The sequence below is a fragment of the Bradyrhizobium sp. USDA 3311 genome, from assembly GCF_054062495.1.
In genome coordinates this window covers 8,954,581-8,979,851 of sequence record NZ_JBSSFI010000001.1, presented here as the reverse complement: position 1 = coordinate 8,979,851, position 25,271 = coordinate 8,954,581, and the positions used below count along the sequence as shown (strand labels likewise).

18 protein-coding genes and 4 pseudogenes are annotated in these 25,271 nt (G+C 58.0%); 12 read left to right on the top strand and 10 right to left on the bottom strand.

Annotated features, from left to right (window positions below; genetic code table 11):
• Positions 1-221: 221 nt before the first annotated feature.
• Positions 222-407: a hypothetical protein gene (locus tag ACVWW6_RS42650; RefSeq protein ID WP_161536375.1), complete on the bottom strand. Its 186-nt coding sequence runs from the start codon at positions 405-407 to the stop codon at positions 222-224.
• Between ACVWW6_RS42650 and ACVWW6_RS42645 the strand changes: the two genes are divergently transcribed.
• The 7 genes and pseudogenes from ACVWW6_RS42645 to rplC form a co-directional block, all read left to right on the top strand.
• Positions 391-3,219: a S8 family serine peptidase gene (locus ACVWW6_RS42645; RefSeq protein ID WP_161536374.1), complete on the top strand. Its 2,829-nt coding sequence runs from the start codon at positions 391-393 to the stop codon at positions 3,217-3,219. The genes ACVWW6_RS42650 and ACVWW6_RS42645 overlap by 17 nt on opposite strands.
• A 1-nt stretch (position 3,220) precedes the next feature.
• Positions 3,221-5,284, top strand: coding sequence for a trypsin-like serine peptidase (locus tag ACVWW6_RS42640; RefSeq protein ID WP_161536373.1), 2,064 nt, complete (start codon positions 3,221-3,223; stop codon positions 5,282-5,284).
• On the top strand, positions 5,281-8,526 hold the full coding sequence (locus tag ACVWW6_RS42635) for an ATP-binding protein (protein WP_456682886.1): 3,246 nt from the start codon (positions 5,281-5,283) through the stop codon (positions 8,524-8,526). Before ACVWW6_RS42640 ends, ACVWW6_RS42635 begins: the two co-directional genes overlap by 4 nt.
• Positions 8,523-9,467 carry a DNA/RNA non-specific endonuclease gene (locus ACVWW6_RS42630; protein WP_161536371.1) on the top strand — a complete coding sequence of 315 codons (945 nt, stop codon included), beginning with the start codon at positions 8,523-8,525 and terminating at the stop codon, positions 9,465-9,467. The genes ACVWW6_RS42635 and ACVWW6_RS42630 overlap by 4 nt, the downstream gene beginning before the upstream one ends.
• A 353-nt stretch (positions 9,468-9,820) precedes the next feature.
• On the top strand, positions 9,821-10,762 hold the full coding sequence (locus tag ACVWW6_RS42625; protein ID WP_456682885.1) for a hypothetical protein: 942 nt from the start codon (positions 9,821-9,823) through the stop codon (positions 10,760-10,762).
• Positions 10,762-11,937 carry a hypothetical protein gene (locus ACVWW6_RS42620; protein WP_161536369.1) on the top strand — a complete coding sequence of 392 codons (1,176 nt, stop codon included), beginning with the start codon at positions 10,762-10,764 and terminating at the stop codon, positions 11,935-11,937. The genes ACVWW6_RS42625 and ACVWW6_RS42620 overlap by 1 nt, the downstream gene beginning before the upstream one ends.
• Positions 11,934-12,599, top strand: a pseudogene (gene rplC / locus ACVWW6_RS42615) (50S ribosomal protein L3); the annotation flags it as partial. The gene ACVWW6_RS42620 and the pseudogene rplC, both read left to right, overlap by 4 nt.
• Before the next feature lie 831 nt (positions 12,600-13,430).
• On the opposite strand, the gene ACVWW6_RS42610 reads toward rplC, so the two are convergent.
• The 7 genes and pseudogenes from ACVWW6_RS42610 to ACVWW6_RS42580 form a co-directional block, all read right to left on the bottom strand.
• Complete coding sequence (locus tag ACVWW6_RS42610) at positions 13,431-13,733, bottom strand: hypothetical protein (protein WP_456682884.1); 303 nt, start codon at positions 13,731-13,733, stop codon at positions 13,431-13,433.
• A 64-nt stretch (positions 13,734-13,797) separates the two neighbouring features.
• Positions 13,798-14,951, bottom strand: a pseudogene (locus ACVWW6_RS42605) (IS3 family transposase); the annotation flags it as partial.
• 49 nt (positions 14,952-15,000) lie between these two features.
• Positions 15,001-15,183, bottom strand: coding sequence for a hypothetical protein (locus ACVWW6_RS42600; RefSeq protein ID WP_456682883.1), 183 nt, complete (start codon positions 15,181-15,183; stop codon positions 15,001-15,003).
• 55 nt (positions 15,184-15,238) lie between these two features.
• Positions 15,239-16,084, bottom strand: coding sequence for a S1/P1 nuclease (locus tag ACVWW6_RS42595; protein ID WP_456682882.1), 846 nt, complete (start codon positions 16,082-16,084; stop codon positions 15,239-15,241).
• Positions 16,085-16,188: 104 nt separating this feature from the next.
• Positions 16,189-17,154, bottom strand: coding sequence for a DUF3616 domain-containing protein (locus ACVWW6_RS42590; RefSeq protein WP_456682881.1), 966 nt, complete (start codon positions 17,152-17,154; stop codon positions 16,189-16,191).
• Between the two features lie 305 nt (positions 17,155-17,459).
• Complete coding sequence (locus tag ACVWW6_RS42585) at positions 17,460-17,894, bottom strand: hypothetical protein (RefSeq protein WP_456682880.1); 435 nt, start codon at positions 17,892-17,894, stop codon at positions 17,460-17,462.
• Complete coding sequence (locus ACVWW6_RS42580) at positions 17,891-18,322, bottom strand: phospholipase D-like domain-containing protein (protein WP_161536364.1); 432 nt, start codon at positions 18,320-18,322, stop codon at positions 17,891-17,893. The genes ACVWW6_RS42585 and ACVWW6_RS42580 overlap by 4 nt, the downstream gene beginning before the upstream one ends.
• 136 nt (positions 18,323-18,458) lie before the next feature.
• On the opposite strand from ACVWW6_RS42580, the pseudogene istA reads away from it, so the two are divergent.
• From istA to ACVWW6_RS42565, 3 genes and pseudogenes are all read left to right on the top strand, one after another.
• Positions 18,459-19,920 (top strand): annotated as a pseudogene (gene istA, locus ACVWW6_RS42575) (IS21 family transposase); the annotation flags it as partial.
• Positions 19,898-20,665, top strand: a complete 768-nt coding sequence (gene istB / locus ACVWW6_RS42570; RefSeq protein ID WP_038952109.1) for an IS21-like element IS1631 family helper ATPase IstB — start codon at positions 19,898-19,900, stop codon at positions 20,663-20,665. The pseudogene istA and the gene istB, both read left to right, overlap by 23 nt.
• A 492-nt stretch (positions 20,666-21,157) precedes the next feature.
• The gene (locus tag ACVWW6_RS42565; RefSeq protein ID WP_371740554.1) at positions 21,158-21,427 is read left to right on the top strand and encodes an acyl-CoA dehydrogenase family protein; all 270 of its coding nucleotides are present in this window, start codon (positions 21,158-21,160) and stop codon (positions 21,425-21,427) included.
• Between the two features lie 279 nt (positions 21,428-21,706).
• Here ACVWW6_RS42565 and ACVWW6_RS42560 read toward each other — a convergent pair whose 3' ends face one another.
• A complete protein-coding gene (locus tag ACVWW6_RS42560; protein ID WP_161536362.1) occupies positions 21,707-22,231 on the bottom strand; it encodes a MarR family winged helix-turn-helix transcriptional regulator in 525 nt (174 codons plus the stop codon).
• 490 nt (positions 22,232-22,721) lie between these two features.
• Positions 22,722-22,928: a cold-shock protein gene (locus ACVWW6_RS42555; RefSeq protein ID WP_161536361.1), complete on the bottom strand. Its 207-nt coding sequence runs from the start codon at positions 22,926-22,928 to the stop codon at positions 22,722-22,724.
• Between the two features lie 957 nt (positions 22,929-23,885).
• On the opposite strand from ACVWW6_RS42555, the pseudogene ACVWW6_RS42550 reads away from it, so the two are divergent.
• Positions 23,886-24,233 (top strand): annotated as a pseudogene (locus ACVWW6_RS42550) (N-formylglutamate amidohydrolase); the annotation flags it as partial.
• Between the two features lie 400 nt (positions 24,234-24,633).
• On the top strand, positions 24,634-25,152 hold the full coding sequence (locus ACVWW6_RS42545; RefSeq protein ID WP_161536360.1) for a hypothetical protein: 519 nt from the start codon (positions 24,634-24,636) through the stop codon (positions 25,150-25,152).
• Positions 25,153-25,271 lie beyond the last annotated feature (119 nt).

Here is a 25,271-nt window from a genome sequence, read left to right as displayed (position 1 = left end):
CTCAAGTGGCTGGTCCAAACACGTACCGGCCGATCGGACGAGCGCGGATAGCGAACCTTTAATGTCGGCAAACAGTCCAAATTTCAGACAAAAATACGCGCCAGGGCTCCAATTCGAAGGCACCACCTGACCCAACATGTCAACGCGTGCGCCTCCGGCTGATCCCGAACGGTCAATCATGCTGCCCCGAGATGGGCAACGGACGCTCGCGTGAAGCGATCTTACGCGAAAAAAAACGTTCGAGATAACTCACGGGCCATGGACAATTGATTGATTTTACGTTTCAATTGATGGTTGAAACGGTCGGTGATTGCTCCGTTCCACATCGCATTTTCAAGCGGGCTTTTTGCCGGCGCCTGCAGCCGGTAACCAATAATTGTCGAGGAGAAAATGGCAGCGGAAGGCACCAGCGTCTCTATTTCAGAGACGGTTCTCAGGGAGATTGCGCGGCAGGCACATGGCACGGTCGATGGCCTTCCGATGCATATCATCAGGTTCGTCCTGGAATTTCCGAGCGCGCCGGACCTGGCAGAGGCCGGAGTACAGCTCAGATCCATTCTTGGATCGGATAAGTTCGATCTTCGCCCGTTGGATGACCAGCTACCAAAGTTTTTCGTGCTTCAATTCCCGGGTGTGCCACGCACCATTGCGCCGCCCCGGCTTTTTGCTGCGGCCGATTTCCTTTGCGATAAGCTCAGCCTTGTGTCTTGTGTGCCTGACATTGGATCAACTCTCTATGCCGAGCCCGATGCACGCCTTCTGCGCGATGGTGCGCCTGAGTCGGCAATCACGAATGCATTCTGCTGGTCAGATGCCGCTGCACCGGAGGACATGCACTGGGCTCCCAACGCGATCAAGGCAAACCTGGCTTGGACTCTAGAGAACGGCAAGGGTGATGGCATTCTCGTTGCTCAGCCCGATACGGGCATTGCTACACATCCCGAGTTGGAGCTGGGGATGTTCGACCTCGAGCGAGCCGCGAACGTGCTCGAGGGAGGCTCAGATCCTAAAGATCCGCTGCGCGCCGGAACTGCCAATCCGGGCCATGGTACAGCAACCTCCAGCGTTGTGGCCAGCAGAGTACAGGGGAAGATCGTCGGCGCGGCCCCTCTCGCCAAAGTCATTCCCATCAGGTGCATCGAGGATGTCAAGATTTTCGATGGTGCTCCGGTAGCTCGTGCAATCCTGCACGCAGTATCGGTCAATGCCGACATCATCTCGATGAGTCTCGGCGGAATTTATAGCCCTTCGATTGCTGCGGCACTCGAAAAGGCGGTCGCCGCCGGCTGCATCGTGGTGGTTGCATCCGGAAATTGCGTTGGCTTCGTGGTTTACCCCGCGTCCGACCGCAACTCCATAGCACTTGCTGGCGTGAATGCCGGCGACGTGCCATGGAAGGGCACGAGCCGCGGTTCGGCCGTTGACGTCTCCGCTCCAGCTGAGAACGTCTTCGTCGCCCGTCGTACCCCTGAAGACAACGAAACTGGTGTCGTTGCCGGTGGCCAAGGCACGTCCTTCGCTACGGCGCTGACGGCCGGCGCGGCCGCAATTTGGCTTTCCCACTTTGGCCGGGATCGCGTTCGTGCCGAAGCGAAGCGCCGCAATGACCACGTTCAGGAACTGTTTCGCGCGGCGTTACGGCGGACTGCTCGCAAACCTGCGGGCTGGAATGGGAATCTCTACGGTGCGGGGATCGTCGATGCGCAGTCGCTCCTGCAGCTACCGCTTGCCGAAATTCCGTCACCCTCTGCGACGGCCGAAGCCGCAGCACCAACTGGCTTGTCAGAGGAAGACCGAGATACGGCGACGGTGTTCGAACTTGCAGCGTCGCGTGCAAAAATCGAGGGGTTCGATTGGGCAAGATACGGCGCCGAAGCGAGCTTCCTGGCCGCGGATGAGCGACGCCGGTCGGATCCGACAAAAGCGGGCCTTGTCGAGTCGCGCATTCGGCCGAAGCCGACGTCGGGGCTCAGCGCTAGTGCACCCCCCGTACTCCAACGGGTGCTGACGCGGCTGGAGTACGCTCCAGAGCTGATAGCCCCACTCGATCGGCAACCAGAGGCCAAAAGCACGTTTCGAACGCTCTTGTCGCGATCTCGTATCGTGCGTCCCGGAGTCAGCGCAGAGTCTCCTCTTCGAGGAAGGAGTGCACAAGAGATACAGGATCGGCTCAACAGCGCCATCAAAAAAATGGATGATCGTCCCGACGCCACGCCCGAAAGCAAGTCGCGACGGCGTGACCTGTTCGATCGAAGTGAAAAACTGCTCAAAAAGGCCGAGGGATCGGGCGGCGCGCACAATCTGATCTGGACCGAGCGCGCAGACATAGAGGCACTTGTCCGACTAACCGGACGACCCGCCCTGAAGATTACAGACGGGAAGGTCGATCCGGCGGCGTTGGCGGCGACCGAATGGGAGGACACCTTCAAGGTCGACCCGAAGGGTCTGCAGACGCTTTTCGAAAGAGTCGGTCGCGTCGATCTGGATGGCGAGCATGTCGGAACGGGCTTCGTCGTCGGTGAAGGTCTGATTATGACGAACCGTCACGTGGCGGAAGCCATCGCAGACGAGATCCGCGGAAGAGGGCCGTCTACCTGGATTGTACAAGACAATGCCTCCATCAATTTCGACGATCGCGGTCTGGGCTCTGCGAAAAAGTTCCGAATAAAGTCGTTAGTGTTCGCCGGCAGCGATACAATAGGGCGCGAGGTGAATTTCGCTCATCTGGACATGGCCTTGTTTGAGGTCGAGACCAGCAACGGAAGTTCGAGTTTTCCTACAAAGATGTCTCAAGTCGGCGACAGGGATGTTGGCGAGAGCAAAGTTGAGCTCATCGTCGTCGGCTATCCTGCGAGGCCAGACGTATCTGCGCTCGAAGATCCCGAAACCCATCAAGTTCGCGACGATATTGCCAAACGGCTCGGCGAAATCTTTGGCCTCGATTACGGGCGTAAATACTTGGCGCCAGGACGCATTGAAGATGTCGCTGGCAGCCTAGGCGACGATCAATCCCATCGCTGGGTGTTCTCGCACGACTCGACGACGCTCGCTGGATGCTCCGGCTCATGCGTGTCGCAACTTATCGACTTTTTCCCGATCCTTGGTCTGCATTTTGCTGGGCGAAATCTGACGGCGAACTACGCCCATTCTCTTGCGGCTGTGCGCGCATCCGGTCAGGTGCCAGCCGCGATCCTTGAGCGATTGGGATGGACAGCCTGAAATGCCGAACGGAGCCAACACCGCTCTTAGTCCATCCAAGCTCGCCCAACAGGTCACTGCGTCGCGAGATATCTTCAAGAAGTGCTACGACGAATTTGCGGCGAATTATGAGGGCGCCAGACGCTTTATGACGATCACGGCGCTTCGTCAAAGGGGCGCACCGGTGCCGTTGGGACCCGGCCTAAATCGTGCGGACTTCGAGGCTGCTTTGGAGGAAGCAGAACGAAAGGGATTCCTGGCTTCGTTCGTTAAGACGTACTCGGAGCGGCTGTTCACGTCGTCGGCAACAGAAGTTGAAGCCTCCGACCTGCTGGATGACGAAGAGGGAGAAGAAACGTACCGGGCGACGCTCCAGAAGATTCTCGATGATTTCACGCCCATGACCGATGCGGGCAAAATCAAAGAGGGAATGCCGAGGCTGGCAAGGAACACCTGCAAGCTCACCGTCAAGCTCTCGGACGGATCACTAGAGACCGGGACCGGTCTTCTGATCGGGCCGAGACTGGTGCTCACATGCTGGCATGTCATTAGTTCGCTCGTAACCTTCGAGGCTGGCTTAGAAGGGCCCCAAGGGGAGCCCGATTGGCCCGGCGTTCCGGATAGACGGCTGTCTTCTCGTCTTTCGGTCGAGTTCGACTACGAAGTCAGAGCGGGTCAAATCGGAAACAAGTGGACGTATGGTGTCACGGAAGACTGGCTCGTGGTGGGTAGCCGACTTAGCGCAGATCCAGAGGAGAGGCTGGGCAATTGGAAGCCCCAGCAGCTTGATACTTATCTAGATTTCGTAGTGATCGAGCTGAACAAGCCGGCGGGCTTTGATCGACCATACTACAACCTCGTGAATGAGACTCCTCGCGAGGCTACAGGAAAGATGATCGTATCGCATCATCCCGGAAATTTCACGATGCGCTTCTCACCCGGCGAGTTCGAATCCAGTAGCCCCGTGCCGAAGTTCAATGGCATCGCAGCCAGCGGTGAGCGGGTTCTGCATACGGCGAATACGATACGCGGATCGTCGGGTGGACCTTGTCTCACCTACGACATGAAGCCGGCGGCTCTGCATCAGTTTGTCTACCAGGTAGAAAGAAAGACCAAGGGCAAGGTCGAACAGCACGCGACGAACGTAGCAATCCCACTGTCCAAAATCATGCAGAGGGCCCAGGAGACGATCAAGTCGCGCATGGGTAGCCTGAGCGCTCCGCGGTGCACGCTCCAGAGAAGCGGAAAGGCACTTATCGGTCGTTACAGTTTGCAGGAAGCAATTGCCGCCGCCCAGACGCCAGGTGGCCCCAAGATTCTGGTCGTTCAGATTCACTATGGCTTGGACCGGAAGCCTCTCAGTCAGATCGGCAAATCGTTCTCGTACGAAATTCTTGATGATGCCCTTGCGCCGGGCTGGCATCGACTCATTACCATCAACGCATCAGATATTAAGGACAATGCGTATTCGACGGCGCAACTGCTTCTGGATAGGATCAGCGTCGGCAACAATCTTTCAAGAAAATTGACTTCACCGAGTCAGCTGGCGGGTGCCGGAGAATCGACCGAGATCAACGATACGATCGCGACACTTGCTCGCGATGTAGCAAACGTAATGGAAGAGGACGCAACGCGGGACACGATCTGGATTGCGATCGACGAAATGGACCGGCACCAGATTAGCGACACGTCGACGAGGGTGTTTCTCGAAAAGCTCTATCCGGAGATCGCTACGCGACAGAAGTTGCGTCTCGTTCTGATTGGCATGTCCGATCCGGACATGCCGGCCCTTAAAAACGTCAACTCCAAATCGGTTGATCCACTAAAGGATCACCTGAATATCGAAGACGTCATTGCCTGGATCCGCAACAGGCTCAGTGCAGATCCCGACCGCATGCTGCTCAGCCTTGGTCGCATCGCGACCATGCTCGCTGAGCGAGAGATGCTTACCGAAGAAGAAAAACAAGCCGAGCGCGAGCGCGAGCGCGAAACGCGTAAGCGGGAACGCCAAGAGGGAGCTCTGAGCAGGAGTGCTGCCATCGCCAAAATCGTAAATGACATCTTTATGCCGTCGACCACGACATGACAGCCCACACCGACCAGCGGCTCCGAGAAAAGACCGACGAGGTGCTGGCCCGCGCCGCGCTTGTCGGCGTCTTCGATCCGCTGGAGTTGCTGGAGTTGGCTCAGAGCGGCGGCATGGGCGAGCGCATCCTGGACAAGATCGTTGATCATGTTCAGGAAGTTGTGTTCGAAGATAGAATGTATTGGAAATTGACGGCCAGAGCGCGGCACGACGCGTTGGAACGTGCGATTGCGCGCACCGACTTTGAAACTCTCCTTCAAGAAGCGAAACCCCATCCTAGCGAACGCTTCGCACACTATCTCATCGCACTCCTCAGAGAGAACGAAGACTACGAGGAATTCCTGGAGAACCAGCAGCTATCGAGGTCCGAGCTGCAGGACCTTGCTTCGGCTCAGGACTTCGTACATCGGGCTCGTAAGAAGCCTTCACCCACCGGCAAGTCGGATCCCCGTTGGAAGCTCGCCAGGATGGATGATGAGCAAAGGTTACGTCACGTCGCGCCGAAGTTGGTTGGACGAACTCACGAGCTAGGACTACTTACGGCTTACGCTGCCAACGGAAACGTCGAGAGCTCGATCGAACTTGACAGCATTATCGCCGACCCAAAGAAGTTGGATTGGTTGCGGCCGCTTCTTCTCACCGGGATTGGGGGGAGTGGAAAGTCGGCGCTGGTGGCCGAACTGGTAAGAACGGTGCGGAAGGACGATTGGAGCGGCCCAATTACGGTACTGCTCGACTATGATCGGCCAAATCTGGCGCTGGGCGCGGAGAAAGATTGGACGGCGGAACTGACTCGCCAAATTGGACGCGCGCGGACCGAACTGGACGGCGAGATGGACGAACTCAGACGCGACGCGCTTCGCGTCGCTGCTGAAACCAGTAGTGACCTCAAGTCCGCGGACATCCTGCTTGAGCGACTCGGTGACACCCTCGGTCGTCAGGCGGTTCGGCATGACCTCCTTCTCGTCGTCGATACATTTGAGGAGCTGATTGTTTCCTCTGAAATGGGGCTGGCCGACGAGGAACTTGAGCGCGAGCCGTTCGGGCTGGTCCTATCCTGGATAGACCGGCTCATGGACCTTCAAACTGAAGATGGGTCGCCGGCGTTCAAGACCGTCAGGGCTATCGTTGCGGGACGTATCCAACCATTCGTAAGCGAACCCCGTAGGCTGCCAGCTTGGTTCTGTGGGCACCTCGAACTCGGGCCGTTCTCCCCACAGGAGACCGGAGACTTTTTGCGAGTAAGGGATACGGAGAACAAATTCAATAAGCAGTGGATTGAGCTCATTTCGGAGTCCAAGATCAGGTGGTATCCGCTTTTTCTCATCGTGTTAATTAAATTTGCGGCACAAAAGAGCAGCCAAGAGCTCGACGAGATCGCTCGCGATGTGGGGGGCGCGACGTTATACGGAACCGTCGAGGCAATGAGAGTCCTGTACTCGAGGTTCCTGGATAGAATTAAGGACCACATAGTATCGAGAGGGCCGAACGACAGAAGAACGATACCGAAAGAGCAGATTTGCCAGCTCGCCCATCCCGGTCTTGCGCTTAAGACGGTTACTGCTGAACTCATTCGCGATGTGCTCGCCGGACCTTGCGGGCTAGGCAATATCGACATTGACCGAGCCAAGGATCTTCTACGCGCGTTGTCCAAGGAAGCGTGGTTGGTCGACTCTTACGGGCCAAATGAGGTCCGGCACGTAACGAATCTACGTCGGCTTATGCTGCCGATGCTTTGCGGTACGACGCGAACCCCAGACGGTGAGCCATCGGATCTGCATATTCGGGTACGCTTTGTGCAGCAAAGGGCCGCGGAATGGTACGAGGAACCATCTCGGGTGCAAGAGCCGGAGTCGCCCGCCATGGCTGCCTACTATCGAGCATTCTACGGAGACGTTTCTGCGATCGCTGTAGATGAGGCGCTCGCGCGAAGGGTACTCCATATTGGACGGGACGACATTCACGCGATGCCTCCGGCCGCACGCGCGATTCTGCTGAAAGATGAACAGTCTTTGACTTCCGAGGAAAGGGCCGCGCTACCTGAACCCCAGAAGCGAGACGTGGAAGTCCGCAACTTAAAAAGGCGATCGAAAGCGGGTGTCATCCGCGCCTCCCAGCCACCTAGCGCCTCCGCGCCGCAGCGCACCGATACTTACGGCGTCCCGGCCGAAGTGCCGGGCCCTCCAAGTTCCCCTTCAATCCGTCGACAAGCGACGCTCGAGGAAATCTTCGACGATGCTGATTTGGCCGCTCGTGTCGACGTCGCATTCAAATCAGCGGACTTTCTGGAGGCGACGAGGCTAGCGGCGCCTTCGATGGAGAGCTTATCGCGGCAGATGATTGGTAGACTGCCGTCATCGATGTTTCAGCGCCTGACTAATCATTGGACGTGGAAGTGGGCTTGCGCGCACCTCGCCTTGGGCAGTGGGAGAACAGTGGTCGAGCAGTGGCAACTGCGCGATCTCGACATACGCCCGGGTTGGGTTGACTACGTTCCTTTGATCGCCATTGCTCGCATAGCAGCGTGCGACGTTTCGCTGTTCCAATCACGTAGAAACCGACCGTGGATGACTTCGGGCGATATGCTTGATCTTGACGGCATGAGAATGATCGCGCTGGACCTGGTCGCGTTCGATATCGATCCTGTACTTCCAATGTCGCTCAGCCAGGCGTTCTCGGACGAAGGGTGGTCATCGGCGGAAAGAGGATTCGGTCCGTTCGAGTTTTCTGAAGAAGCAAGGGTTCAAATGCTCCTTCTTCAGAAAAGCGACGTCCATCGTTATCTCGCGCTCAGTGAGATGTACAATTCAAATCAACCGGTTCGCCCGCACCCCGAGATTTTGGAAAACAGCCAGCTGCGTGCTTTCGTTCGAGGTCGAACGCCCGAGCTCTATGATCCCATCCGAGCCGCGCTAATCGATGTCGTGCGATATGCCCCGGGGCAGTTAGGCGACGTGCTTGAACGGTTCTCACGCGAGCGCCGAATTTGGCCTGCTGATATGCGCCCGGAGCGACTGCTCTCCGAACTGCAAAAAGCCCGCCAAGCTGATTTCTTGTTGCTCCGACTTATCGAGTTTGTCGATGTTTGCGGCCTCCTGAAAAGCTTTGTCACCTGCTTTCACGGTGTGGCCCTAGAGAGAGTACGAGTGATGTCGCAACTCATGGAAAAGTACGACTCGCTCTTGCTTACCGGAAAACAGCCAAAGCCCAGCAAGAATGCTCGCGTGAGGGGAAGACGATGAAGTTCAATCTGGAGGCGCGTCCCTTTCTTTCCGACTTGGAGTTCGTGGCGCCTCGCGCCGGTGATGCCGGCCTCGAGGCAGCTGACTTGGAGGGTGCCCGCAGGGTTAGGCGCTCTCCTCCCGAGCGGTTCGAAGGTCGTACGGGATACAACGCCAACTTCCTTGGTTTCGCGATCCCGCTCCCGGATCCTGCTAGACTAAGAGGGGATGTGCTGGAAATCGAAGGTAACGCGGAAAATCGCCTGGATTACGAACACTTCTCGGTGGTGATGTCGAAGTCGCGACGGATGCCGATGTTCGTAGGCGTCAATATCGACGGCGAGGCGGCCGTCAAGGTGGTCCGCAGTCCGCCCGATAAATGGCTCTACGACGGGCGCATCCCGGACGAAGCCCAAATCGGCGAAGACCTGTACGTCGACAATATCCTCGATCGTGGCCATCTGGTCCGCAGGGAAGATCCCAATTGGGGAGAGACGGCTGAGAGTGCAAACTACGATACATTCCATTTTACGAATTGTACGCCGCAGGCTTCACATTTCAATCAACAGACATGGCTGAGCCTGGAAGACTACATCCTTAAGAATACGAAGGCTCAGGAAGCCAAAGTGAACGTATTTAGCGGCCCGATCTTCCGAGACAATGACCGTCTGTATCGCGGGGCAAAGATACCTGTGGCGTACTGGAAGGTGATCTCGTTCGTGTCCAATGCAGGAAGGCCGTCCTCGACCGCTTACACGATTGATCAGGTTCAGGAACTGAAGGAGCTCGAAGCGGTCTTTGGAGCCTTCAAGACCTATCAACGGAGCGTGCGCTCCATTGAGAAAATGACGGGCCTTTCCTTCGGGCAACTGCGCGATTTCGACGGCTTCTCTAACGAGGAGCAACGAACCAGAACGTCCATCGTCGCGGAAGTGCGCGATGCGTCCGATATGCGTGTCTGAACATGTCCTTGGCTGCCGATCAATTTTGCTGTGGATCGCGGGAAAACGAGCCGCGGGTCGTGCTGCCCGTGCGAGACTCGCAACCACGAATCGCAGCTTTGCCGGGAGATTGTCAGGTGCAGTTGGGCTTGCCGTTCGCTGAGCGAGTGCCTGAACCGGTGTCGTACGTCTGGCTCCTTGCATGCGAATCTCGTTTTGAAGAGGCTGTCGCCGCGCGCTTTCGGCAGCGAGCCCATGCAATCGTGGATGGACGCGACGGCAGGCCGGTGGTCCTTCCTCAAGACGTCATTCTTCTGCATCGCTCGGACGGCTCGTTCTTGGCGTTCGGGCCTGTCGGAGTTGACGGAGGCTCCGTGCTGGAATCGATCCGACGCTTTATTTTTATCAGCCGAAACGTCGTCGCTCGGGAACCTACCTGTGACGTGATTGGCCTGTTTTTGGGCGATGGCGGAATAAGCAATTGGACGCCGCCAACATTGAGTACCCCGCTCGAGCGGGCATTAGCGACGCTACGTCACCACTCTACGCGTGATCTTCCTGAAGTTCGTGAGCAGAGATGCCGAGCGATATTGGAGCTCCTGCCGCGAGATGCGGATCCGCTGCTCGTCGCGCTGGTCGAGCTTGAGCGGATCGACGCGCGTTGGATGGCACAATCCGGAGTGAGCAGGCGAGAGTATCTGGAATGGACAGACCGCTTCTCGCAGCTTGGGGCAACGCGAATGGCGCGGCGGCCGCATCGGGTGTTCCGTCAAACCGGCGAGCTTCCTGATCTTTTCGGTGATTCCGCTAAGGAGCAGCCTTCGTGGTATCGCGCCGGATATCGTGCGGTACCGATGCTCGCTCAACGATTGACCGTAAACGAGTCGATGAGGGGTACCGCGCGCGGCGGAGGTTATCGTGACGAATTACCGCTGCCAGCGATACCGGAAGCGCAACTGTGTGCATGGATTAGAGGTGTGCCATCGGCAAAACTTCAGCCGATGGTTAGCGCACGACCGCTAGGCGCCTCGTTAATCGATTTCGAAGTTCGCGCCGTCCTTGACTCGGAGCTGGCAGTTCGTCTCGGCATTCCCGGCAAAGCAGGGATTAAGGACGGGATTTGTGAGTTGCGGGCATACAGTGCTTCCTGCGAAGTGGTTCCCACCCGCATCGAGCGTTCGATTGGTGAGCCTGGATATTTCCATGTCGCGGCCCGACGTCCCGGCAATGGCGCCGTTGACGTCGAGTTTCACTTTTCTAGCGGTTCGCCGCTGGTGGTCAGGACCTCTCTCTCAAAATCCCATGTAGCAGCATAATGAAAATAAATCGCGTACATTACAGTGGCCGGCGCCCGGTCTACATTCGTAACTCGATCGCCAACGGCGATCTGATCACTTCTCTCGTTTTCGACGATAAGGACGACATAGACTTTTATGCTCCGGCCAAACATGACGAGATCAGAAGGCACTCTAACGACATATTGGACTTTGTTGGAGGCAGCGACTTTGAGCAATTAAGGTTTGATAGTCTGTCCGACGAAAAAAAGGCAGAGCTTCTCGATCAGGTCGCAAAGAGAGGAGCTGAGCTTTTCGATGCGCTGATCGCGGACGAGGACAAGGAAGAATTCATCAAGAGTCTTCACGAGCATGCGGGAGAGGACGGTGCAGTTAGTGTGCGTTCGACGGCCGTGCGCGTTCCCTGGGAATTCGTCTACATCAAACCCGCCACAGAGCGCTACAATCCGCTCGGCTTTCTAGGGCAGCTGTATCTTCTGCCGAGAATCGCTCCACCGCTGCATTCACCATCGCGGAGTGACGGTAGCTACCGTCCCTACCAAGGCGAGGGCGGCAAGCAAACGGGTACAGGGAAGTTAGACGTCGGCGTGATCTACGATGATTGGAGGGATAACAAATCATCGCGGCATATTTCTTCGGCTTGGTTTTCTTCTCGTCCCCACATAAGCGTCCAAGCACTCCCCCAACTGACGGCCGCCGCTTCAGTTCGCCCGCAGATGCTCGATCGTCTTCGAACTTTTCTCCTTCAGCCCGTCGATAGCTTCCTATTCACCTGCGGGCTTTGGCGAACTCCGCGGCCAAGCTATTCGGTAGACATGAGGATCTGGGACCGTTTCGAGTGGCGGTTTGCGGATACTACAAACTTGAAGCTACGCGGTCACGACCACTTGCTCGTATTCCTTGATGTCGATTACGCGGCTTATAACGCCCTGTCTCCCGCGCCGAGCCTGGCCGAAAAAATGCACCACAACGGTGCAGCCGTCGTGGTCGCGCCAATCGGAAAGGTTGATCATCTGCTTTCAGAGCAGCTATCGGATCAGTTTTTTCAGAACGTCATGGGCGGGCAGGGGATCGGCCTTTCGTTGCTTTTCGCGCGCAGGCATATCCTGCAGGTGAAATCGAATCCGACCGCTCTGTTTTGGACTGCGTTCGGTGACGTCTGGACCGACCTTACTGGGGAAGGAGCGGCAGCGTGAGGACGGGAGTATTAGCTGTGAAAGAGGGGATGTCGCGGGTCTTCGACGCCAGCGGCAATGTGGTCCCGGTTACCATTTTGCGACTGCCGAACTGCCAAGTTCTTGGGCACCGCACGGAGGAGAAGCACGGCTATGTCGCCATGCAATTGGGGGCGGGAACTCGCAAGACGGTTAACATGCCGAAGGCCTTGCGCGGGCAGTTCGCCGTCGCGAAGGTCGAACCGAAGGGACGTTTGGAAGAATTCCGTGTATCGGAGGACGCCCTTATCCCGGTGGGGGCGGAAATCACGGCCGATCACTTCGTGGTGGGTCAATTTGTCGACGTCACCGGCACTACAATTGGCAAAGGCTTCCAAGGAGGCATGAAAAAGCACGGGTTCGGGGGTTTGCGTGCCACCCACGGAGTATCTATTTCCCATCGATCGATCGGCTCGACAGGTGGTCGCCAAGACCCCGGAAAAACCTGGAAAAACAAGAAGATGCCGGGGCAAATGGGCGGCGAGCGGGTAACCGCCCTAAGCCTGCGCGTCGTGGAAGTAGACACATTCCACGGCGTCATAAAAGTGTGCGGAGCTGTTCCTGGCCCAAAGCATGCTTGGATACGGGTTCGGGATGCAGTCAAAAAGCCGCTCCCTAAAGAGGTACCTAAACCGGGCCGGTATATCGAACCAAATTTAAACGACTACGTGCTGTCGTCTGATACAGTCGTAGGGTCGGAGAACGAACTGTTGAGTGCGTTTGTTGATCTCGAGGAGGGGGACGTACCTGGCCGCCTCGCCGCGGTCCGGTCGATGCTGGCGCACGTCGGCGTCGTTCGTGCGCAGTCATCCGAAAAGCCGGACCGGGCTAAGCGGGTTCGTGCCATCGAGAAGGCATTTGTTGATGCACTTTTCGACGAGGCCCCTGACGTCCGGTGGGCGGCGGCATACGCGATTGCCACCCTTAAGGACAAGGACCACAAGCTGGACCAGTCGCGCATTCCCGACTACGGCAAGAGCAAAGGCGACGAGCCTCGCGTGCAGCGGATGTTGGAGGCATACCTCCAGGATGCGGATGTCGATTTGCTTACCGGCCTCTCGATCGACGTCACACAAAAGAGCAAGCGCACCATAAAGCTGAAGCTGGAAGCACAAATATCGCGTGAGTTACCTATCGTGCTCAATGGCAAGCACGTGTTAACCGGATCGGTGGATTCGCTCAAAGTCGGAAGCATGGTAACGGTGACAATTAGCGATGCGCTAGGCGGCCTGCATGCGACGATCAAGAAAAAGGTCGAAAAGTCAAACGGAGTGTCGGCAACCGCGGAAGTCGAAGTCCCGGCCTCTAAGGACAACGAGATCTATGTCGACTTCAAGATAGGTGGCCGCTCTCTCGACACGCTAAGCGCGCCTCTCCAGAACGTATTGGAGCAACACGGAATCCCTCTGCATCCGACCCGGTGACGATCAGATTTCCAGCGCTTCCGGGAGTTACCTTGTCAGATTAGGGAGGTCTCATTTCTTAGGCAAACGGCACTGTCCTTCGTTGCCTGTCGCGGTGAACGCGTCGAACAGGCCGGGGGCGACGCTCGTGCCATTAAACATGACGGCGATCTGCTTTGCGATGCCAAAAGCATCCTCGCCCTCCCTCTTCGCCGTCCGCTTGGCGTTGATCGTCCGAGCGATGTTCCATTCGTCGTGAGACCCGAAGCTGAAAGCCACGGACGCGCGCAGCCCGTAATAGTTTCGGAAGTCCGCCTTCTTGATTTCAGCTAGCTTGCTGTCGGTTTTGGCGAGCCCTTCGTAAAAGCGTTCCAATTTCTCTAGATCGGCCCGGCCGTCGAAGGAGAAATAATTCGCGAAGTAGGGTCTCGGGGTTTTGTACGCCAAGTGGCGCGGGTGGAGCAACGGACGATCGGCGGAGCTGGTCGGGGTTGCGCAGCCGGTCGTCCGTTGCGGTGAGGTGGGCGGCATAGGCCGCGGGGGTCAGGTATTTCAGCGACGAGTGAGGCCGCTGGAGATTGTAGTCGGCAACCCAGTTGGCGATCTTGGCGCGAGCATCGTCGAGTTCGAAGAACAAGGTCTCGTTGAGCAGTTCGTCGCGCATCCGGCCGTTGAAGCTCTCGACAAAGCCGTTCTGCATCGGCTTTCCTGGTGCGATGAAGTGCCAGTCGATGGCTGCGTCCTTGCACCAGGCGAGCATGGCGTTGCAGGTGAACTCGGTGCCATGGTCGGACACGATCATTCCTGGCTTGCCGCGCCGCTCGACGATCGCCGTCAGTTCGCGGGCCACGCGCCGCCCCGAGATCGATGTGTCCGGAATGGCGCCCAGGCATTCCTTGGTGACGTCGTCGACGATGTTGAGGATGCGGAAGCGCCGACCGTTGGCGAACTGGTCGTGGACGAAATCCAGCGACCAGCGCGCATTGGGCCTCGCCTCGACCAGGATCGGGGCACGGGTCCCCACGGCCTTGCGGCGAGCCCGCCGCTTGCGGACGGTGAGCCCTTCTTCCCGATAAAGCCGGTAGATCCGGTTGATCCCCGAGGGCTCTCCCTCTCGCCGCAGCAGGACGAACAGCCGGCGGTAGCCAAAACGTCGCCGCTCGTTGGCGAGGTCACGCAGCCGGCCGCGTAGAGCAGCGTCCGGCGGACGGCTGGAGCGGTAACGGACCATCTTCCGATCCGCGCCCACGATCGAGCAGGCCCGCCGTTCCGACAGGCTCATGACGGCCTGCAGATGCGCGACAGCAGCGCGCTTGGCGGCGGGCCCTACCATTTTTTTGAAAGGAGCTCGCGAAGGGCGGCTGCATCGAGCATCTGCTCGGCAAGAAGCTTCTTCAGCTTCCCGTCCTCCTCCTCCAGGGCCCTCAGCCGCTTGGCCTCGGAGACATCCATGCCGCCGAATTTGGCCTTCCAATTGTAGATCGTCGCTTCAGAGATCCCGTGCCTGCGAGCCAGATCGGCCGTCTTCGCCCCGGCCTCATGCTCCTTCAACACTGCGATAATCTGCTCTTCCGTAAACCTTGCTCGCTTCATCTGTCCGTCCTTCTTCAGGCCGGACTCTAACTCCTTCTGGAGGAAATACTCAGTGGCAGGTCACACCCGGCGCAAAACTCTCCGCGACAATCGCCGCTTTCGCATCGGTCGACCAGCGCCGTCGTCGGCCGGTCCCCGTGATGATCTCGACGCGCCGCAGCGTGTCGGAGCCGTCCTCAAGGATAGGCGTATGCCTATCCTTATCGCCATCCTTACAACTCGCTCTTGACATGGTGACCTCGTGACAAACCTCTCCACGAGATCTTCCTAGCCGACTAGATCAACCCTCAGTGCGTGGTCGCCAGATGACGCTCACGTTTAAACGTATCCTTCAAAAATTTCGCGAGCCGCATGCCGGCGACCGCAAGCTGACGGTCCACAACTGGCAGCGCCGCAGTGTAGTAATTCATCTCCAGCGCGCCGCCGTCCGGAATTACGTAAGCGGTCTCGCGAGCCAATTGGTGCGCCTCAAGCGCCCAGTCGGTCGGCGACCCGCCGTCGAGGCTAGTCACGTCGCGCCCGGGAAACCATGTCGTCTCAAGCCGAGTCACGTAGGCGCCCCAGGCAAAAACGGTGTGCATGATAATTTCGGTATCCCAGCCAGCATGAAGTTTCACGCTCTTGCCGAAGAACGTCACGACGACATCGTTTCCGCCGTGGTCGTTGCAATCGGTGTCGTGCAGCGGCTGATGGATATCGCCGATGAGATGAACGAGGAATTTTAGCGCTTGCGCCCGCTCGGCCGGCGTTCTAGTGCAGTCGGCTAAGAGAACTCGGTTCCGCTCAATCGCGTTTATGATGCAATCGCCGAATTTAGGGTCCGCCTTGCAGTCAACCCGCGGATCATAGGTCCCGCGCTCGAACGGAATGTTAACGAAATGCCAGTTGCGAGTCTCGTCATGCTGCGCACGGTAATCGTCCGCCCAGCTGGCAATTGATCCGAGCGATACGCGAGGATCATGGGTTGCCGACGGAATCTCGATTTTAAGCAACACGCGGATTTTTTCTAGGGTCGGTTGGTCAAGCCGATGCTCCGCAAGTTCGGCAACGATGGAATGGCCCTCCTGGCCCCACGCGAATACCTGTTCGCAGGGAAGCGCGAGTGCCAGAATTGCTAACCAGATCGTTTTCATGGCTCCTCCAAGACGTGATATTCGATAATTTTTGCTGTGAAGCTTTGCGGCGGCGCTACGGGGCTCCGATCTCAATCGGGGTTGGCGCGCCTTTCTTTTCACTGTCAAAGAGGATCAGGGACGCGCAGTCCCGACGGGGTTCGGTCCAGCGGCAGGAGACCCTCGGGCTTCCGCTTGGGATCAAAGGAGGACAGTTCGGCGAGTCGCCTGACCTCCTCACTTTCTCCGTCCCAGGCGTAGATCGCGTACACGCCGGGTCCGTTCCCGGCAGGCCCCGCGAGAATGAGAATGCCATTCTCAAAGACCGCAAGGTCGCGCACGCCGCGGCCATTTCCCAAGGGTAGCCGGAAAAGCCGATGGTCTGTCCCCGATCCGCCGAACAAAGTATCAATCCGGGCCGACAGAACGATGGCGCGGTTGCCGTCGAGAACCGGGCCGCGGAATCCCGCCAAGAGCAAGACATTATCCTTGATTGCAACGCCTTCGATCATCAGGCCGTTGTTTTCAAGCCGCTTGTCCATGAAAGGGGCAAGTAACGGCTCCGCCGCGATGATCTCTCTTAGTCTCGGCGTGCGCTCGATCTCCGAAGCAGTGCCGTCTTCGCCCTTGGTGCGGAAACGAATAATCTGGCTACTTGCGGAAATCCGCGCCTTGATTTCCCTGCCGGTTAGCTTGCCTTTCTTGTCCCGCGGATGCCCGTGCGACCCCATGACATAGTAGCGACCGCCGGCAAAGGCGACGCCTTCGCCGTCAAGCTCAAGCGCTTCGCCGTCGAGCTTGTCGCCGATCAGGCTGGCCGTGCTGCCCGCAACGAGTTTTCCGTCGGTCACTGTGACGAATTGCGCCTCCTGCACATTGTCGTAGATGACAAGGCATGAGCGGGGGAATCCCTGCGCTTTCGCGCAAGCGATGCCGCTGACATCTTTGGCTTTGCCACCGTCCTTTCCAAGCAGCTTGTGTTTGACCGGCCAGGCGTCGCCCGGTGCGCCAAAAAGAGGCTGGGTGTAATCCGCGGCGGCAAGGCCGAGAAGCAAAGCGCCGATCCCACACCTCCTCGCGAAAGTCATCATTGCGTTGCCCTCGACTGCCGGTGGCTCACGCAGGGATGCAGACGATCGTCGCCATTAACGCCGAGAAGAGACGGCTTTTCGTCTGTGAATTTAGTCGATCCAGCGAGAGCGTGTGAGACGTTCAGATTCGTAAAAAAAACTTCGGGGGAATTGGTCGTCGAAAATGAGTGCTTGCGGTCCTGCGGTGCTGGCCAACGCTTCCGCCTCGTCGGGAATGATGACGCCTGGAAACTTGACCGCGCTTCCCGGTCGTTGTGGAGATAAAGCCCATAATTTTCCACGGACCTCTCCTTTGCCTTTAGCCGTCACCCTCGCTTCTTGCCCGCCGCCTTCTTCCTTTTTGCGGCTTTCTTCTTCTTAACGGCCTTCTTCTTTTTCGCAGCCTTTTTCGATGTTTTCTTTACGGCTCTTTTCTTCACCGCTTTAGCGGCGGCCTTTTTCTTCGACTTTTTCGGAGCAGTCGTTCCTTCCTCCTCCTTCTTGGCATCCCTGGCCGCCTTTGCCTTCGCGCGTTTGTCCTTGGCCCGCTGCGCTTCATTGACGAATACGTCGGGATCGCGGGCCGCCTGCGGTGCCCACGTCAGACCGCGGTCCGCGAAAAACATGATCCTGCGAATGCATTTGAAATTTCCATCCTGAAAGAAAGGCGCAAGCCAAATCGCGCCAGTGTCCAGTATGGCCGCCTTTCTCTTCGCCTCTTCCTCATCCTCATGGTTCATCGCTGCGCGGTTGGCGGTCATTCGGAAAAAAAGTGACGGAAGATGCGATCGAACTCCGTCATATAGATATCGGCGACGCGGGTGTCGCCCCGGATGAAAAGCATATTCTCGTCGTTCGCCGTGAGCGACGCGCCTGAAAAGTTAGCCGAGCCTGTGCAGACAAGAGGGGCGTCCGACAGCGGATCGATCAGGAGGAATTTTGTATGAACGAAGAACACGAACCCTTTGCCGTCCTTCCGCGCCAGTTCTTCGTCGACAAACCATTTTTCGAGCGGGAAATTCGGAATGGGAACGAGTTTCGTTCCTCCTGCGCCCTTCTCTGTTTTAAATGAAGTCTTCGTGACCTTCCCAAGTACCGACCCGTTCGACATGATAAGACGGTCGAGGCTGTCACGCTCGGCCTTGCGCGCTTCCGCTGTGGCAGGCTTTTCGAGTAGTACGAAACGCATGGAATCCTGCTGCTTCCCAAGAGACCGGCTTTTCAGATAGTCTGCGTCAATCGTTACGCTCCCGTCCGGCTTGTCGCAGGACTGTCCGTGCTTCTCGCAATACTTCGTTGCGATGGCTTCCGCGAGGGCAAAGGATATCGAAGAACAGGTCCGGCTGAAGCGGAATGCGCAGGCGATTTACCAGGACCTGGTTGATCAATTTGGCTTTCCGTCCAGCTACCAGAGTGTCAAGCGGTTTGTGCGCCGGTTGCGGCACGCTGATCCTGAGCAGTTTGATCGTCTTGAGTTCCTCCCCGGCGAGGAAGCCCAGGTCGACTATGGCGAGGGCGCTCTGACGATTGATCCCAGGAGCGGGCGGTACCGTCGTCCCCGCCTGTTCGTGATGACGCTACGCTACTCGCGGCGCAGCTTCCGGCGGGTAGTCTGGAAGTCCAGCCAACAAGTCTGGGCGCAGCTCCACGAAGAGGCGTTCCGGTATTTTGGCGGGGTCCGCCAGCGATGTCGTGCTCGACAACCTGAAGGAAGGCGTCCTCAAGCCGGATTTGTACGAGCCCCAGCTCAACCCGATTTACAGCGCGATGCTGGCTCATTACGCCGTGGTCGCCGATCCCGCGCGGGTGGCCGATCCAAATCGGAAAGGCTGCGTCGAGAGTGCGATACAACATACCCAGGGCACCGCGCTGGCCGGACGGCGCTTCGAGACACTGGAAGCCCAGAACGAGTTCCTGAGGCACTGGGAGGAGAATTGGGCCTCCAAGCGCATCCACGGCAGCACGCGCCGTCAGGTCGAGGCGATGTTCCAGGAAGAGAAGCCGCACCTGCGGCCGCTGCCTGTGGCTGCCTTCCGCATCTTCACCGAAGTCGTCCGGACTGTCTGCGACGACACCACCGTACGCGTCGACAACAGCTATTACGCCGCGCGGCCCGCGCCGATCGGCAGCCAGGTCGTCGTGCGCATCTACACCACCACGATCGAGATCCGTGATCGCCACACCCATGCGCTGCTGCGTGTTCATTCCCGGATGGCGCACCCCGGTTCTGTCGTCCTGCCGACCAGCGAACGGCCGTTCAACCCGTCGCGGCAAACCGCCGTGCTGCTGGCGAGCGCCGAGCGCATCGGACCGCAGACCAGGGCCTTGTGCCAGCAGGTGTTCGACACCGAAGGGCGCCCCGGACAGCGCGCGATGTGGGGCATTGTCGGGCTGGGCCGGAAGTATCCGGCGCGGCTGGTCGAGCAGGCCTGCGCGCACGCCATCGACAACCGCATCTACCGCTACAAGCACGTGCGTGCGACCGTCGAGCGGTTGTTCGAACAGGCGATCGAGCAGGTTGGAGTGACGCCACAGCCGGCATCGCCGCTCACCCAGGATCATCCGCTGATCCGTACCCCCGCGGAATACGGCGACCTCTTCAGCCGCGCTGTGCGGCGCGACGCCGACGATAATGGTCGGCAGGCCGAGGCTCACGACGACCGTGCCCCTGCAACCCGCGCTCGTGGCGCCTGCGCAACCCCGGCCAGCTCCAGCGCCACGAGCGCTCCCGCGGCTTCTCACCTCACACTGGAGACCAAACCACATGATGACCATGCCGGAAATTGAACGTTGCCTGCGACAGCTGCGCCTGTCGGGTGTCCGCGACACGCTGCAGACGCGCGTGCTCCAGGCGCAGGGCGCCAACCAGCCCTTCCTCGAGACCTTCTCCCTTATCCTGCAGGATGAACTGGACCGTCGTCAGTCCCGCCTTATCGAGCGACGATACCAGCAATCCGGGCTCGACGAAAAGCTCACGCTCGCCGAGTTCGACTGGTCCTTCAATCCCAAATTGCCACGTCAGACCTGCTTCCAGCTCCACACCCTGGCGTTCATTGCCGCTGGCGAGAACGCTCTGCTTGTCGGCAAACCTGGCACCGGGAAGTCGCACATCGCCAAGGCGATTGCCTATCAGGCGATCCTGCAAAGCCACAAGGTCCAGTATCTTGAGACCGACGACTTCTTCCACCGCTACGCCCTGAACTCTCCGGCACAACGCGAGGTCCGGCTGCGAACCATCATCGACTGCGATCTCCTCGTGCTGGACGATCTATTCCTCGCACGCGCCATCCCCGACGACGCCGGCACTTTGCTGCAGACCCTGATCCATCAGCGCTACAAACTGCGCCGCAGCGTCATCGTCACCTCCAATCGCGTCGTGCAGGATTGGGGGGCATACCTTGGGGACAACACTATGAGCACGACGATCCTCGATCGCCTTATGCATCATTGCCATCTGCTTGAGTTCGACGGACGCAGCTATCGGCTCAAAGAAGCCGCTGAAGCTCTTGCCCGGGAAACAAACTCAAACTAACAGTCCCTTGTCCTGCCTCGCGGGTGGAGGAATTTGACTGACCACACCCGGAGGAATTTGAAGTGACCCGCGGGGAACAGGGAAACGCAACATGTAATCCTCCCCCCTTTACAATGGCTGAAGTCTATCACCCAGAAATTGCAATGTGAAGGCGACGCAAGAGCCCGGTCGGCGCAGCCGACGCGATGTAGCCATGGCAACTGATCGGGCGGTTTGACCCTCCGCAGGGGAAATCGGGTAGATTTCGCTATTCTTCCTGCAAGAGCGCTCAGTACGGAAAGTCAGCTTGAAGCTCGCCCCCGAACGGGTCAGTGCCGTCCGGCCTTGTGAACGGGCGGGTCGGCCAGGGACGAGAACCACTCTGCCCGGTTGACCGTGCTTCGCGCGACGAACGTCGATGCCGAGGGCGGTTTTGGCCAGCCTATGCCCGTGCCCTCCTTGATTTAGGGATGGACCCTGGCAGCCCCGTGGGTGAAGCCAGGATGAGAGGGGCTGGCTCCCGCTATCACAGCGTCAGCGCGTCCCGCCCTTTGGGCTGGCAGGGCCGCGACGTATTCTGCCCAGCGTTCAAGCGCCAAGGTCGCGGCAGCAGCGCTCACGGTCACGGGAGGTTACGGTTACCACCGCGGCCCGATCGAGCGCGCCTTCCGTGACGCGCGGGCAGCCATCGCCATGGGACCATCAAACGTGATTGCTCGGGACTGGATCGGTAAGGCGCTGGTCGGCCTGCCGCTCGAGCTGTTCTACGAAGGCGGCGAGTAGATCCAGTTCGCGAATTTTTTCGCTACGGTCGTCTGGCAATGAAGCTGGAGCTTGTCGCCTTTTTAGGCTCTGAGATTTGGAATGCGCTGTATATCCGTTTTTGGGAGATGGTCTCCTCAAATCCAAGCCTTGACCGACTATCCAAAGAGCGCCTGCACCGCGTCTGTTCGCTGCGACTTGAGTGGGTCTCGACTCGCCTCACCGCGGCCCAAGATGGTTCTTACCGATTCAGAAGAACTCTCGCACGGCGAAAGGAGGCTGACCTTTCCAGCGCTCGTCTCAGCTCGTCTCAGATTTCAGCGCAGCGTGCAGCCGAGCCTTTTCCAACCGAGACCTGAGTCCACTAAGGCAGCTCGCCAATTTGGCGAATTCCTGAATACTGAGATAATTAAAGACAAACTGCTCGAGTTCTTCGTGCTGTGCCGCGATGCTCGCAAGACGTTTGCGAGCGTTGTCTGTTAGCGACAGGAGTACAAACCGAGCATCATTTGTGTCGGATTTCCGGCGCACGAACCGCTTGTCCTCAAGCTCCTTCGCATTTTTCGTGATGAAGCCCGATTCAACTTTCATCAGCTTTGCAACCACGTTGACTGGAACACCGTCATCTCCTTCCAGGTCGGTCAGCGCCATCAAGATCAGCATTTGCGGACCTGTAATGCCGAGGGCACTCGCCTGGTAATATCGGAGATCTTCCAGACACACATTAATCGATCTGATCTCCCACGTGAATCGCCTGAGTACATCCTGCCCCCCGCGAGGGTCCTTTCCGAGCTGTGTTTTTATTCCAGGCAACTTCGGCGCCATCTGATCTCAGGAGCTCCATCCTCGAAACTATTCCTTGCTGGCTGAGCTCAACAAAAGGAGTGAGATGCGTTGATCGTTTCGACCTGCCAAGCGCCGGAGCCTGGATTAACGAGCCGCATTCAGGCCAGCTCGCTCCCGGGCCAACGTTATGGAGGAAATTCGCTAGTCTACCCCCCAATTATACCACGCAACTTCACACAATCACTGTCGTGAAATCCGTCAAAAACTTCCAACTCTCCGCAGGATTTCTGTAGATAGGCGGTTTCTGTGCGTTTAATCCGCAACTGTAGCGCGCAGAATAGGGCGAATCGCGGAAAGCGACTTTGAGCTGTCGAGAGCGGCGTGGAATGGGCTGATCCACCGTGGACGCCAAAGTCAGTGTCGTGCCGCTCTTTTGGAAAGCGAGTCCTGCCCATCTGGATTGTGCGCTCTCGTCACACAGTTACATTGCTCGGCTTGCACAACGACGGCGTGTAACTGATGGAGCAAATCATCCAATACGCAGATTTTCTGCGGACACCTTGCCGGCGCTGCCCGTCTTGACCTCGAAGCTGATCCGCGCCCCCTCCGCAAGAGCGGTGTAGCCGGCCTTCTCGACTGCTCTGATGTGCACGAATACGTCGGCTCCGCCATCATCCGGCTTGATAAAGCCGTAGCCCTTCGTCGCGTTGAACCACTTTACTATACCGGTTGCCACTACAATATCTCCATGCAAACGACCGCGATCTATCTACGATTTGCAGAATGATCAAGACCCTCCTCATAGGTCGCCTGCGATGTTGTCCGCCGCGCAATATTGAGCAACATCGTCGTCGCAATGAGAAGGGTCAGGCCGACCGATCGTCCCGCGTCCTCGGCTGCTTCCGGCGGCGATGCCTGCGACTGGCGCTGCGGCGTTGCAGCGCCGGAGGAAGCACGGGAAGCTTACTTACGAGAGACTTCTCACTCGCTCCTTCGAGCGCTCGCTCTTGTGTGGTCGGTACGGCCATCTGTTCCAGCGAACCAAGAAAGGCCCTGCCTTTTTCCGTTATAATCCATTGTCCGGATTCTCGCGCAACCAGCTTCTGTCCGAAAATATCGAGATCCGGGGCCCGCTCTGCCAATCGCTTCATACGAGCCGTCCACTCCGGACCGCTGGTGTAGAATACCGCCAGTTAATCCTTCAGGGCAGCGAGACTCGCACGGCCCTCCGGTTGGCCGGCGAGAATCTTAAGTATCGAGAGCTGAAAACTCACATTCGTTAACCAAACGCAGCAGCACGATCGCCGCATACATTAGCGGCACCTAGCGGACCCCGCGCTCGGCTTCAAAACAAGAACCTGAAAACAAATGCTAATGTACGGATCGTCCGACAAGTTTGGACGCAAGCTTAGACCGTCCTTTCGGATCTGGGGAGGCCTTTCGATGCAATTCCTCGGCCGTTCCGGCAGGGCTCGCAGGCAGTCAAGCATCGAACCTGACTGATCGTGGACAGCCCAGAGCTGTGCGAAACAGCGTCACCTTCGTTCCGTCGTCGATTGCGGCCGCTTTCACTCGCTTCACCGAACATGGCTAAGAAATACCGATTGGCATCTTCCAGAGGTCTACGACTTCCTGCCAGATCTGGGAATCACAAGCATCGCGGCGACACACACACAGTTGATACGTTGCCGATTTAAATCGAGATCCGGTAGGGCTGCTATTTGGTCCTTTCCAGGACGCTGTGATTTCCGAGTCTATGTTCGACATGACATCGATTTATCAGGAGCGGCCGGACCCAAGGACTCTTTCGCAAAGATTGGCCGAGTACCACTTACCTTATCACCAGGCGCTATCTCACATCATCGGCCGTCTCCGAAAACCGTGCGGGCGCGTCCTGCTTCTCGATCTGCACGCGTTTTACGGGCCCATCGAAGACGATGTATGCATCGGCGACTTGCGGGGCGCGTCATGTCAACCGGCCACAACAGCGATCCCCGCGACCGCGTTCGAGCGACAGGGCTTCCGGGCAGTTTCCAATTAACCGTTTGCCGGCGGCTATGTCATCAGGAAACACTACAGCGCTTCGACCGAGGCGTTGCAGATCGAACTGCGCTACACAACCTATATGGATTGCGGTCGTATCGATGACCCTGTCCGGCCAGAAATCGATAACGCGCGGCTCCAGTTTTTGAAACCCCGCTTCGCGGTGCGCTCACGGAGATGGTTGATCGATGGTGCCGAATCTAGAAGAACGCTTCACCTGCAACTGCGTGACGAAAGGTGCTGACCTCCAATCCCGACATCGCAACGCGATTGCTGACACGGCGATAGCGAAATTGCCGGGGAAATTGCGGTCAGCACCCGCGCCTCACCGCAGCTCTTGACCGTTGCGAGTTATCACGTCAACGAGAAAGGCCGATGAATGGGAATGGCAAGCTGAGATGGATGTGATTGATCAAGCGAACGCCTCGGAGTTGCCGCCCGTCTTGCACAAATCCCCAAGGCGCTTTTCTTGGATTCTCGCGCTCGTGATCATCTCCTTTGGTCTGTGCGCCGGGGCAGCCTATTATTGGACGAACATCGAGACAGTTTTCGCGACGTCATCGGCGCGTGAGCCTGTTCCGATCGCAGGCTTGTCACCTGAGGATAGGGAAGCTCTCTTCCAGATACGATCAGGACAACAGAAGGCGAGCGATGAGATCGCAGAGCTCAGTCGCAACATCGGTGCGCAGCAAGCCGATTTGAAACGGATGGCGGGCCAGATCGAGGCGCTCACGGCGAAGATCGAATCTTTGCAGAATTTGCCGGTTCCTGCCCCTGTGCCCCAGGCTCCTTCTCTGCCGGCCGTCCACTCCGCTTTGAAGCCCGCGAAGAGAGTAGTCCAACCGTCTAAACCAGAAGGGCCAATCTCGATCCGGGGCGCGCCGCTGATCCCGGAGCCAGGTGCCGACCCGCGTTGATACAGACGACGACCTTGTCGTCGACTGCTTTCGTAGTTGCGCCGCTCCCGGCCTTGCGAGCCCCTGACCATGGCTCGCTTGATGGCTCTGTGCGCCTAAAGCCCGCGCGGAAATGAAGA